The organism is bacterium (assembly GCA_020854115.1).
GTDB lineage: Bacteria > Patescibacteriota > Saccharimonadia > CAILAD01.
In genome coordinates this window covers 22,259-34,226 of the sequence record JADZGC010000019.1, presented here as the reverse complement: position 1 = coordinate 34,226, position 11,968 = coordinate 22,259, and the positions used below count along the sequence as shown (strand labels likewise).

Genomic DNA, 11,968 nt, shown 5'->3' with positions numbered 1-11,968 from the left:
GAAGAGGCACTGTCTGGAACGCCAGAAAACCCTATTGTATTTCACCATGGTCACCTCGATCTCGACAGTCTGACCTCTGCCGAGGGCTTACAGCTCCCACAGAGCGTGGGTGGTGGCCTCTATCTCGGCAGTCTGACGTCTGCCGAGGGCTTACAGCTCCCACAGAGTGTGGGTGGTGACCTCGATCTCCACAGTCTGACCTCTGCCGAGGGCTTACAGCTCCCACAGAGTGTGGGTGGTGACCTCAATCTCGACAGTCTGACCTCTGCCGAGGACTTACAGCTCCCACAGAGTGTGGGTGGTGGCCTCAATCTCGGCAGTCTGACCTCTGCCGAGGGCTTACAGCTCCCACAGAGCGTGGGTGGTGGCCTCTATCTCGGCAGTCTGACGTCTGCCGAGGGCTTACAGCTCCCACAGAGCGTGGGTGGCAACCTCAATCTCTACAGTCTGACGTCTGCCGAGGGCTTACAGCTCCCACAGAGCGTGGGTGGTGGCCTCAATCTCAGCAGTCTGACGTCTGCCGAGAAGGCTAAAATAGTGGCTGAAAGACCTGACCTCCTTATATACTAACAATTGAAATATCGACTACCCCCATATAACCAGAAGCGGTATAATGTACTTCGATGAAGCACTCAGTCAAAGAGCTCGAGCTTAAAGCAAATACAATTCGGCAAGATATCATTCAGATGCTGGTAGCAGCAGGGTCTGGGCATTCAGCTGGTTCGCTTGGGATGGCAGACGTATTTACGGCGCTTTATTTTGAGGTGCTCAACCATAACCCAAAGCAGCCATACTGGGAAGAGCGTGATCGACTACTACTCTCGAATGGGCATATCGTGCCAGTTCGTTACGCTGCCATGGCCGAAGCTGGCTATTTCTCAAAGTCAGAGCTCAAGACACTCCGAAAGTTTGGCTCGCGGCTGCAAGGACATCCTGAGCGCACACGCTTGCCAGGACTCGAGCATACCTCCGGACCGCTTGGTAGTGGTCTCTCGCAAGCTGCAGGCATGGCGCTTGGGTTGAAGCTTAAGGATAATACCTCGAGCCACATCTATGTTTGTATGGGGGACGGTGAGCTTGATGAAGGGAATGTCTGGGAGGCGGCGATGTTTGCTGGTGCGCGCAAGCTCGGTAATATTACCGCCATCATAGATCGCAATAACATTCAGATCGACGGCTTCACCGAGCAAGTGATGCCGCTTGAGCCGCTGTCGATGAAATGGCAAGCTTTTGGCTGGCACGTCATCGAGATCGATGGGCACAATATCGAACAAATCGTAACGGCGTGTGGTGAAGCCAAGGCAATTTTTGAGCGCCCGGTGGCGATTATCGCTCATACGATTCCAGGTAAGGGGGTCGACTATATGGAGCGAGACCCTGTCTGGCACGGCATGCCGCCAGGTACGAAAGATGTACCAGGTGATCCGCCAAAAGCCAAACAGGCAGACGAAGCACTGCATGAGTTGCGCACTCTGCGTGGCAGAATACGAGGAGAGCATGAGTAAGTACGCCGAGCATCTATCGAAGGAATTATTTAGCGAGACGATTACGCAAACGCCGACCCGCAAGGGGTTTGGTGAAGGCTTGAAACAAGCGGGTGAGCTTGATGAGCGCGTGGTTGCGCTCTGTGCGGATTTGACGGAGTCGACACAAATGGAAAGCTTCGCAAAGGCGTATCCAGACCGGTACTTTGAAGTCGGGGTTGCTGAACAAAATCTCGTCACCGTTGCGGCAGGCTTGGCGGCCGAAGGTTTTATACCATTTACTAGCTCGTATGCTGCATTTTCGCCGGGGAGAAATTGGGAACAGATTCGTACAACGGCGTGCTTAAACGAGCAGCCAGTGAAAGTAGTTGGCTCGCACGCTGGGTTATCGGTTGGCCACGATGGCGCCACACACCAGATGCTTGAGGATATTGCCCTGATGCGATCGCTGCCGAATATGACAGTAATCGTGCCGTGTGATGAGCACGAAGCACGCAAGGCGACACTCGCGATAGCGAAGACCAAACAGCCAGCCTACTTGCGCCTAGCACGTGAGAAAACACCGATAGTTACGAGCACGGATTCGCCGTTTGAGATTGGCAAGGCACAAGTCTGGCGCGAGGGGAAGGATGTGACGATCATTGTTGCGGGTCCGCTCGCATATGAGGCTATCAAAGCTTGCGAGCTACTTGCTAAAAATGATCTCGAAGTTGAGCTTATTAATAGCCCGAGCATTAAACCGCTCGATGTCGACACGCTGGTGAAGAGCATCAAAAAAACGCGTGCAGTGGTGACGGTCGAGGAGGCTCAGATTACTGGCGGTCTCGGTGGGGTGATCGCAGAGCTCATCGGTGAGCATGCACCAGCTGCATTGCAGCGTATCGGCGTGCGCGATGTGTTTGGGCAGTCGGGGACAATTACTGAACTGTGGGAGCATTATGGTTTGCTTGCCGCAGATATCGCTACCGCTGCACATACCGCATATAAACGAGCCCACACGAAGTAAGTATGGAGAAGTCGAGTAGTCTGGATGTTTTGACTGTCGGAGGGGCCGTCAATGATGTGTTCTTGGTTTCGAACGAATTTGCACCGGTCATTCTTGATCGCCAGCCATTTTTACGGCTCCCAGCTGCTATGAAAATTGATATCCCCGATATCGGCAATGACGTCGGGGGTGGCGCGATGAATGCCGCAGTAACTTTTGCGCGGACAGGGAGCCGGGTAGCTTGCCTTGCAAAAGTAGGTGCTGATGGCGCAGCTCAACAGATCATACATGCGCTGGATGCGGAGGGGATCATTAATCGATTGTATGTAGATAAGACGCATCAGACTGGCATTACGATTGTACTCAAAGGTCCGAATGGCGAGGACTCGATGCTGACTCACCGCGGTGCGGGTTATGAGTATACGAAGGCGTTTGTCGAGCAGGCTAAGGTAGATTGTGCGTGGGTATATGTCACTTCACTCGCGGGCTCGATCGATATTCTGGCCGATATCGTCAAGCAATCTGCTTTGCAGGGCTCACGCATTGCAGTCAGCCCTGGCAATCTAGAAATTAGTAAGCGCACTCGATTACTGCGGATCCTCAAGCAGGCAGATGTGGTGATCCTCAATCAAGATGAGGCGGAGCTCCTCTTCCAGGTGGTGGGTGTGAAGCGTTGTATGAAGGTGGCGCGTCGAGCTGGCTTGCACACCATCGTCATTACTGAGGGTGCCCGTGGGAGCTGGGTACTTGATGGGAGCTATCTGTATCATGCGCCGCTTTATAAGAAGAGCGCGGTTGTCGACCGAACTGGCGCAGGTGACGCCTATGGCGCAGGCCTGATTGCTGCCATTGCGCGCGGCAAATCAATGCAAGAAGCGATGAGCTTCGCGAGCGCCAATGCTACGAGTGTGATTGGCTACCTTGGTGCGCGAGCTGGGGTGCTTCGCAATCTAGAAGTTGATATGATGGATATAAACGTAAGTATTTTTGAAGGAGAACCCGTATCATGAGCCACAGGATTGATGTATTGTGCGTGGGCGATGTCGTGAGTGAGCCGTTTATTAAGCTGCTTCCACAAGAGGCCGAAATTGATAAGGATCCAAAGGACAAGCATCCGCTCTTGTGCATGACGTATGGCTCGAAAATTCCGTTTGAGTCGATGACGGTGATCGAAGGGGTGGGCAATAGTGCAAATGCGGCGGTTTCGTTGTCGCGTCTGGGGCTGAAGAGCTCGCTCATGTCGAACATCGGTGATGATGATATTGGTCGCGGGATGTTAGTCGCCCTGCGCAAGAATGATGTGCAAACCCAGTACATGAAGGTGAATCGAGGGAAGGCGAGTAATTATCACTTTGTGCTCTGGTATGAGCCTGATCGTACAATTCTTATTAAGCACGAAGACTATGACTACAAGTGGCCGCGCATTCCAGAAGAGGATACACCGAAGTGGATCTACTTAAGCTCCTTTGCTGAATCGGGAGCGCACATGCACGCCGAGATAGCTGAATATCTGATCAAGCATCCCGAGGTCAAGCTTGCTTTTCAGCCGGGTACATTTCAGATGCGATTAGGGTTTGAGAAACTGAAGCAACTCTATGCGCATACTGAAGTTTTCGCGGTCAATGTCGAGGAGGCGCAGATGATGACTGAGAAGCCGGGCGAACGAAATATTCGCGTACTAGTAGAAGCGATTCACAAATACGGTCCCAAGATCGTAGCAATTACCGATGGGCCAAATGGGAGCTATGCCTCTGACGGTAATCAAGTCTTGGCGATGCGCAATTACCCAGATCCGAAGCCGCCGTATGAGCGAACTGGCGCTGGTGATGCCTACACGAGTACCTTTGTAGCCGGACTTATAACGACTGGCGATATTCGTGAAGCGATGAAATGGGGGCCAATCAACTCGATGAGTGTGGTGCAGGAGATAGGTGCGCAGGCCGGGTTATTATCGCGCGCCAAGTTGAATAAGCTACTCGCCCAAGCTCCGCACGACTATGAACCAAAGGAGTATAGGCCGTAGGTTAAGTTGGCTGATTGAACATAAGCGCGCTATACTGCTTATGTAATGGGCGAATTGTGGAAACTACAATAGATACATCGTTGCCGAAAGTACAGACGACCGATCAGCTGGTTAGTCAGTCACTGCATGCGAGAGAAGCAGTGCCAGCCAAGTACGATGTGGTTGTAATTGGTGGTGGTCCGGCGGGCTTGACTGCTGCAATTTATCTCGCTCGTAAGAAACTCAAGACCTTAATGCTCACCAAAGATCTTGGTGGACAAGCGGCGTGGTCGAGCGATGTAGAGAACTATCTTGGCTTTACGATGATTTCAGGCGCTGAACTTACGAAGCATTTCCAAGACCATTTGGCGGAATTCAAAGACGACATTACCTTGCGGCTATTGCGAGAGGGCATTCGCTCGGTCACGAAGGTAAATACTGGCTTTGTTGTAACTATGGCGGACGGCACTCAGGAGACAAGTCGGTCGGTGATAATCGCCAGCGGAAAGACACCGAAGAAGCTTGGGGTGCCAGGAGAGGAAGAATTACTCAATAAAGGAGTAACGTATTGCGCTTGGTGCGATGGACCGCTTTTTAAGAATAAAGCCGTCGTAATCGTGGGTGGAGGTAACTCTGCACTGGACGCAGCACTGTCTATCGAGAAGCTCGCCAAAGGGATTACGATTGTGAATAATACCGATAACCTGACAGGTGATGAGGTGATGATCGAGAAAGTAATGGCTTCCCCGCATATTCGTGTTATGAATCATGCAAGTCTAACGAAAATCGAAGGTGATACATTAGTGCGCTCAGTCGTAGTAAAAGATGATCAGACTGGGCTTGAGAAGCAGCTCATGGTTGATGGTGTGTTTATCGAAATTGGTTCGATCCCTTCGACCGACTGTGTGCAGGGGCTAGTGAAGCTGAATGAGCTGGGTGAGATTGTCATAGATAAGCAGAATATGAGCTCGGTACCAGGTATCTTTGCTGCCGGTGATGTGACCGATGTGCTTGAGAAGCAGATTATCGTGGCGGCAGGCGAGGGGAGCAAGGCCGCGATCCAGTGCGCGATGTGGCTGGCTGCGCGTCCGTAGCGTCATATGTTACTTCAAACACACTAGACATAGCGGCATGATATTTAGTAAACTTGTTAAGTAATTATTGAGAGGGCAACTATGACTGAAGAAAAGAAATCTGATAAAGTGATCGTTTATACAACGCCAACTTGCGTTTTTTGTAAGAACGTCAAGGCGTATCTTGAGGATAAGGGCATCGACTATGAGACCATCGACGTACTTGCAGATGCTTCAAAGGCTCAAGAAATGATCGATAAGTCCGGTCAGATGGGTGTGCCAGTGACGGACTACAAGGGCACTATTATTGTTGGCTTCGATAAGGCCAAGCTCGATACCGTTACTGCTTAAGACTACATTGTAATTCTCATATTTGATTGTTATGCTTATAGCAGTTAATTGAGATATATTCGTGACCACAATACATGGTAAACAACGGCGTAAAACAAGCCCTAAATCAAGGACAGGGACTTCAATAAAAACTGGGCGGTTTCAGATAACTAACGCTCGGCGTTTCATTGCACTCGGTGTAATTTTGTTGCTTGTTGTTACTGGTGGTGTATATGCCCGGATGAGTCAAGCCGATTCGCCATATGGTAGGAGTACAATCACTAAGATTGCATATTCGCAAATCGGGCATGCAGAATGGGACGCTAGCGTCTTAGATTATACGGGCAATGTAAGAGATGCCTGGTGCGCGTATTTTGTAAGTTGGGTGTATAAAAAAGCTGGATACCCGATGAGATTAGATAATGATGGTCGTGTGCCACTTGCGTGGAAGCCAGGCGTCAGCGTGAAGTCTTTATTTGAGGCGAAGAGGAAATTTTTCCCGGCACAGAAGAATGGTGGATATCAAGCTAAGGCTGGTGATGTAGTGGTATTTGGAGAAGAGCGTAGTCATGTCGCGATAGTTCTTGGTTATTATTGGAATTCCAATGGTTTTATGCTGAGAACTATAGAGGGCAACACTAATATTACCAATAATCAAGGGCCTGGCTCGGGGGTAGATAGAGTAGTTGAGAGGACTTATACCGATTCTCGAACAGTAAATATTCTCGGATTTGGTCAGGCGGAGGCATTCATACCTTGTAGTCAGGGTGGCTACAAGTGTTAATTCAGTAATACGGTTGTGCTACTCTAGGGAATGGTGAAAATTCGCAAGGGTCTAACAAAATTAGTAGTAGGCTTGGCCAATTGGTGTCACAAACATCCATATTGGATAGCATTTCTGATTGGGTCGGCATACTTTGGCTACGTCATCTCCTGGATGTTTACACTGCGTACTGCCGAAATCGCGACCGGTGTCGCAACGAAGATTGTCGCAGCGACAGCGGCAATGATTATGGTGGCTAGTTTTGCGCTCGGGTACGTTTTTTTTGTATGGCTCGTTCGTACGCTGAAGCTATCGATTTACGATAAGCGATGGTGGCTCATACCATTTGCTTGGGTGGCTGCGGAGTTCTTTCGAGCGGTTTTATTTTCTGTTGTATCGCTAGGTCCTGGCGGGAGGATCGGTTCATTCTGGACTTTTGGGAATGCTGGGTATTGGATTGTATATACTCCCCTGGTCTATATTGCTCGATGGGGTGGATTGTACCTCTTGAGTCTCGCGGTGGCATTTTTTGTCGTCGCGATTATTCGCAGTGTGCGCTTCAAGCGATGGATCGAACCAGCTGCCGTGCTGGGTATATCTATTGTGGTTGCCTTCGCGGGATGGGTGCTCTACGCGAAGCCGATCGGTCAGTCGCGAAATGTAGCGGCGGTGCAGTTTGCCAATGAATTTAGCCCAGAGGCCTTCTCAACTTCTACTGCCGAGATGCTCGGTAGCCTTCCAGAAAAAAGCCTAGATGCAATTATTTTACCAGAGTACTCGCATCTATGGGAAAACAAGGCCGAGCAGGATACTGCCGCAGTAACTCGTGTCTTGAAAGATCCGAATGGCGTTGTGATCGATAGTGTGCAACAGCGGACGACAGGCTTAGGCTATAATCTCGTCACATACCACCGGGCCGATGGTGGCGCAGCGTTTGAACAGAAGAAATGGTTTTCTGTTCCCGGCGGTGAATACGTGCCATACATATATCAGGTGGTGCTGGCGTATGCAGGCCAAGAGCAATTGCTGCTTCACTTCCAGGATCAGAAAAGCGTGGAGCACGGCGAGGAGCATGAGATGCCCTACGCCCTTAATGGTGAGTCGTATGGTGGGTTGGCATGCAGCGGGGCATTTGTGCCGGAGTTATATCGCGGTATGACGATGCGCGGGGCTACGATTTTGACCAACTCGGCATCGCTAGATACGATGGGTATTTCAGATCTGTATCATATTGAGGCTCGCCAAATGGCGCGCTTGCATGCCGTTGCAAACGCTCGGCCATTTATTCAGTCTGCTCGAGGCGGGTTTAGTTACATAATCGATAGTAATGGGACCTTTGTGGATGGTGTAACTCAGCGGGGGTATAAGTTGATACACGGGTCGGTGGCTACAAATACGCAGATTACGCCCTATTCATTGACTGGTGACTGGGTGGTGTGGGGAGCAGTAATTGCCCTAAGCATAAGCGGTTTGACCAAACTGAGAAAACGCTTATATAATAAACGCAAGCATCATTAAAACAAGGAATTGTCATATGCCTGCGAAAAAAGCAGTCACAAAAAAAACAAACCCTAAAGCAAATATTGCCAAAGGTGTACTATCTAGCTCTAGGAGAAAAGTTGATAAAAAAATAATTGCGATAGTTATAGTAGTATTTGCACTCGCGCTTGGGTATCTCCTAGTTCGATTAAGTTCTGCCGCTAATGAGGTTCTTTGTGCGGGACCGAACATGGCTACCAACTGTTATAAGCCCGCAAGCTCAGCAACGATTAGCGGTGGGAGTATGCAAGTTAAAGAGAATGGTACGCGGGCTTGGGTAAGCTCCGGGAAGTCCAGCATCACGTTTACCGATAAGGTGCAGGCCGGGATTACAGTTCGATATTGCTTCCAGGTCAAGTTTATCGGCACAGGGCAGACTAATTGGACACTGGAATGGAAGAACACCACGGCAGGTACCTCTGCTACAAGGAGTGGTACCGATAGTCCAAGTTCGACAGCAAGAGTACGCTGTGTGCCCGTAGATCAAGTTACTGTCAATGGTCAAGCAGGAAACCTTACGAATCAAGAAATTAAGTTTTCGACCAGTGCAAACGGCGGCGCTATAGTGTATAAGCTCGTGCGAGAGTGGTCTGGTGCACCGGTGAATAACACCCCACCTCCTGGAGCTAAGCCAGCTCCAACGCTTGAACCAACGCAGTCAGCACCTCCAGTAGCGCCGACCCCAGTAGGCCTTTGTGGTGGCCTGAACGCTTTCGGAATAGGCAATCAGGGTCCTTGTGTTAGCTTGATTCAACAACAGCTAAAAAATCTAGGCTACAATATCGGCTCAAGTGGAGTTGATGGAGTATATGGACAGGATACCGCCAATGCAGTAAAGGTGTATCAACAAAAAGCTGGACTCGCTCAAGATGGCGTTGTGGGTCCTCAGACATGGAATAGTATGTTTGGGTCAAACCCTGCACGAAAACAGTAAGAAATATCGCTAGGTAGCTTGAGACCGCCCTTCGGGGCGGTTTTAAGTATGCGAACAAATAGCGTATAATTGATTGATAATGGCATTCAATTTGCGCTCAAAATATCAGCCTTCTGGCGACCAGCCGGATGCAATAGCCAAGCTAGCTTCAGGTATAGAGGCGGGCGTGCGTGAGCAAACGCTCCTCGGAGTGACCGGCTCAGGTAAAACCTTTACTATGGCAAATCTGATCGCCAAGCGTAATAAGCCGACGCTCATTCTCTCGCACAATAAGACGCTGGCGGCCCAGCTTTACGGCGAGTTTAAGGAATTTTTCCCTGATAATGCGGTACATTATTTCGTGAGCTACTTCGACTACTATCAGCCAGAAGCCTACATCCCTCGCAGTGATACGTATATCGAGAAAGATTCGGCGATCAGCGAAGAGATTGATCGGTTGCGCTTGGCCGCCACTAGATCGCTCCTCACGCGCAAGGATGTGATTATTATTGCGTCTGTGAGCTGTATTTACGGCATCGGCTCGGTAGATGACTTCCAGAATATGTCTATATCCGTAAGCGTTGGTGAAATCAAGAGGCGTGATAAATTTTTGCGACTCATGACGGACATTCAGTACACGCGCAATGATCAGAACTTTGTGCGTGGCACATTTCGAGTTCGAGGTGAATACGTCGATGTATTCCCGGCGGATGGTGAGGAGGCGTATCGCATACAGTTCTTTGGTGATGAGGTTGAGTCGATTGCCAAGCTCGCTCCGCTCACCGGCGAAGTGCTCGAGCGCCCGAATGCAATCACGATATTCCCGGCAAAACACCACGTGGCTCCCAAGGATCAGATAAAGCATGCAATTGATCTCATTCAAGCAGAAGCAACCGAACGCATCGCTTGGTTTAAATCACAAGAAATGCACCTCGAAGCCCAGAGGCTTGAGCAGCGCATTAAATATGATTGCGAGATTCTCGATCAGACGGGGTATGTGAAGGGGATCGAGAACTACTCACGCTATCTGACGAATCGCGAACCAGGAGAGCAGCCAGCGACACTCCTCGACTATTTCCCAGATGATTTCTTGATGCTCATCGACGAGTCGCATATTACTGTCCCGCAGGTGCGGGGGATGTACAATGGTGATCGCGCACGCAAAGAGATATTAGTGCAATACGGGTTTCGCTTGCCTTCGGCATTGGATAATCGACCGCTTCGTTTTGAAGAATTTGATCGTCACATCAATCAAGTTGTGTATGTCTCGGCCACACCATCAGAGTATGAACTTTCGGAGTCGGGTGACCATATCGCAGAGCAAATCATTCGACCAACTGGTCTGCTTGACCCCGAGATTGAAGTGTGCCCAGCTGAACATCAAGTTGATGATCTCATCGCCGAAGTACGTGTACGAATTCAAAAAGGCCAACGAGCTCTCGTGACAACACTTACTAAACGCATGGCCGAGGATCTGACGGAGTACTTGCAGGATATTGGTATCAGGGTGCAATACTTGCATAGTGACGTGAATACGCTTGAACGAACGGATATATTGCGTGATTTGCGGCTCGGAGTGTATGACGTGCTCGTGGGGATTAATCTCTTGCGTGAAGGACTGGATCTTCCGGAGGTGTCACTGGTGGCAATAATTGATGCTGATAAGGAAGGTTTCTTGCGTAGTGAGAGCTCGCTCATCCAGACCATCGGTCGTGCCGCCCGTCATGTTGAAGGGAAGGTGATTATGTATGCCGATACGATTACGAGCTCGATGAAGGCGGCGATCGACGAGACGAATCGCCGTCGTGGGAAGCAGCGGGCCTACAATGAAGCGCACGGTATTACACCCCAAGGCATTCAGAAAGCAATTGCCGAGCGTATGGCAGAGGAGCGAGAGGCCGAATTGGCTGATGTGTCCGAACTGCAGCTCGATAAGATACCAAAAGATGAATTGCGACACCTGGTTAAGCAGCTTACTGAGCAGATGGATCTCGCGGCTGCAAATTTGCAGTTTGAGAAGGCAGCCGAATTGCGTGATCAGCTTGCTGATATCCGTGACTTTCAGGCTGGCAAAAAGATCGGCAAGAAGTAGGTAAGACACACCCTCCAGGTTTAGTATAGGTCTATGCGGTGCGTTGTATTGATGTTGTTCGACAGAGTACAATAGTCGCATGAACCCACGCGAATTGCCCACCCCACAAGAAGCCGAAGGTGATGTTGGGCGCGGAAATAGTGCGACTCTCAAGGCCGACCTCATGAAGATTGCTGCTGAAACGCGGACGACTGGGGTAGATGCGGCTCCTGCTCAGGCCGGCGAATCGGCTCCGAGTGTAGAGCAGCAACGCGAAACTCGGGTGACAGCGTCTGGACAGGAAGCTATGGAGGATACGTCTGAGCCGATCGAGTCGCAAGAAACACAAGGGCTTAGCCCTGAAGTTGTGCGGGCCCGCCAAGAGCTGATAGCCTTCGCCACGCAGTCGCAGCAACAGGCGCGAAATCTTGAGTCAATTATTCGGGATGTTTTGCCTGAGGTAGTAAGCCTCTTGCAATCAAACCCAGACTTGGCAGCTGTTGCTCAGACTCTCCATGGTGCGCAGGGAGATGCGGAAATGCTTTTGCAAGGGCTGGCGCGCAATAGCGGCGAATACGAAACGCTAGCCGATATGGCAACTATCAAATCAATCCGCGGGGTGCTGGACCGCAATATGACTGAGATAGCACAAAAAGCAATCCTTGCTGTTAGCCAGCTATCCAATCTTCGCGAGGGTCGCCAGCTGCGCGTTTCGCCGGATCGAGCCCAGGCACTTGACCAGAAACTTGACATGGCAATCACGCAAGTCCGTTCCTGGCATGGCAGAATGTATCAGGCTCGCTGATTG

General features: G+C 50.4%; 12 protein-coding genes. All 12 read left to right on the top strand.

Annotated elements, in window-relative coordinates; genetic code table 11:
* Window positions 1–570, top strand: a 570-nt coding sequence (locus tag IT415_03785) for a hypothetical protein (protein MCC7543796.1), incomplete at its 5' end; no start/stop codon positions are given.
* 53 nt (window positions 571–623) lie between these two features.
* A complete protein-coding gene (locus IT415_03780) occupies window positions 624–1,505 on the top strand; it encodes a transketolase (protein MCC7543795.1) in 882 nt (293 codons plus the stop codon).
* Window positions 1,498–2,490 (top strand): transketolase family protein, encoded by a 993-nt coding sequence (locus tag IT415_03775; protein ID MCC7543794.1) that lies wholly within the window; start codon window positions 1,498–1,500, stop codon window positions 2,488–2,490. The genes IT415_03780 and IT415_03775 overlap by 8 nt, the downstream gene beginning before the upstream one ends.
* Window positions 2,491–2,492: 2 nt before the next feature.
* A complete protein-coding gene (locus tag IT415_03770; GenBank protein ID MCC7543793.1) occupies window positions 2,493–3,479 on the top strand; it encodes a carbohydrate kinase family protein in 987 nt (328 codons plus the stop codon).
* A complete protein-coding gene (locus IT415_03765) occupies window positions 3,476–4,492 on the top strand; it encodes a carbohydrate kinase family protein (GenBank protein MCC7543792.1) in 1,017 nt (338 codons plus the stop codon). The genes IT415_03770 and IT415_03765 overlap by 4 nt, the downstream gene beginning before the upstream one ends.
* A 56-nt stretch (window positions 4,493–4,548) precedes the next feature.
* The gene (locus tag IT415_03760; GenBank protein ID MCC7543791.1) at window positions 4,549–5,565 is read left to right on the top strand and encodes an FAD-dependent oxidoreductase; all 1,017 of its coding nucleotides are present in this window, start codon (window positions 4,549–4,551) and stop codon (window positions 5,563–5,565) included.
* Window positions 5,566–5,646: 81 nt separating this feature from the next.
* Window positions 5,647–5,895 carry a glutathione S-transferase N-terminal domain-containing protein gene (locus tag IT415_03755; GenBank protein MCC7543790.1) on the top strand — a complete coding sequence of 83 codons (249 nt, stop codon included), beginning with the start codon at window positions 5,647–5,649 and terminating at the stop codon, window positions 5,893–5,895.
* Window positions 5,896–5,956: 61 nt separating this feature from the next.
* Window positions 5,957–6,658, top strand: a complete 702-nt coding sequence (locus IT415_03750) for a CHAP domain-containing protein (GenBank protein ID MCC7543789.1) — start codon at window positions 5,957–5,959, stop codon at window positions 6,656–6,658.
* A 30-nt stretch (window positions 6,659–6,688) separates the two neighbouring features.
* On the top strand, window positions 6,689–8,155 hold the full coding sequence (locus IT415_03745) for a hypothetical protein (protein MCC7543788.1): 1,467 nt from the start codon (window positions 6,689–6,691) through the stop codon (window positions 8,153–8,155).
* A 211-nt stretch (window positions 8,156–8,366) separates the two neighbouring features.
* The gene (locus IT415_03740) at window positions 8,367–9,110 is read left to right on the top strand and encodes a peptidoglycan-binding protein (GenBank protein ID MCC7543787.1); all 744 of its coding nucleotides are present in this window, start codon (window positions 8,367–8,369) and stop codon (window positions 9,108–9,110) included.
* Between the two features lie 73 nt (window positions 9,111–9,183).
* Window positions 9,184–11,181: an excinuclease ABC subunit UvrB gene (gene uvrB, locus IT415_03735; protein MCC7543786.1), complete on the top strand. Its 1,998-nt coding sequence runs from the start codon at window positions 9,184–9,186 to the stop codon at window positions 11,179–11,181.
* 79 nt (window positions 11,182–11,260) lie between these two features.
* Window positions 11,261–11,965 (top strand): hypothetical protein, encoded by a 705-nt coding sequence (locus IT415_03730; protein ID MCC7543785.1) that lies wholly within the window; start codon window positions 11,261–11,263, stop codon window positions 11,963–11,965.
* The last annotated feature ends 3 nt before the right edge of the window (window positions 11,966–11,968 follow it).

What these genes read in the sequence shown, in the direction of transcription:
- IT415_03740 (MCC7543787.1), top strand. Translation starts at nt 8,367, where the DNA reads ATGGCTACCAACTGTTATAAGCCCGCAAGCTCAGCAACGATTAGCGGT.
- IT415_03765 (MCC7543792.1), top strand. Translation starts at nt 3,476, where the DNA reads ATGAGCCACAGGATTGATGTATTGTGCGTGGGCGATGTCGTGAGTGAG.
- IT415_03755 (MCC7543790.1), top strand. Translation starts at nt 5,647, where the DNA reads ATGACTGAAGAAAAGAAATCTGATAAAGTGATCGTTTATACAACGCCA.
- IT415_03730 (MCC7543785.1), top strand. Translation starts at nt 11,261, where the DNA reads ATGAACCCACGCGAATTGCCCACCCCACAAGAAGCCGAAGGTGATGTT.
- IT415_03780 (MCC7543795.1), top strand. Translation starts at nt 624, where the DNA reads ATGAAGCACTCAGTCAAAGAGCTCGAGCTTAAAGCAAATACAATTCGG.
- IT415_03775 (MCC7543794.1), top strand. Translation starts at nt 1,498, where the DNA reads ATGAGTAAGTACGCCGAGCATCTATCGAAGGAATTATTTAGCGAGACG.
- IT415_03770 (MCC7543793.1), top strand. Translation starts at nt 2,493, where the DNA reads ATGGAGAAGTCGAGTAGTCTGGATGTTTTGACTGTCGGAGGGGCCGTC.
- IT415_03745 (MCC7543788.1), top strand. Translation starts at nt 6,689, where the DNA reads ATGGTGAAAATTCGCAAGGGTCTAACAAAATTAGTAGTAGGCTTGGCC.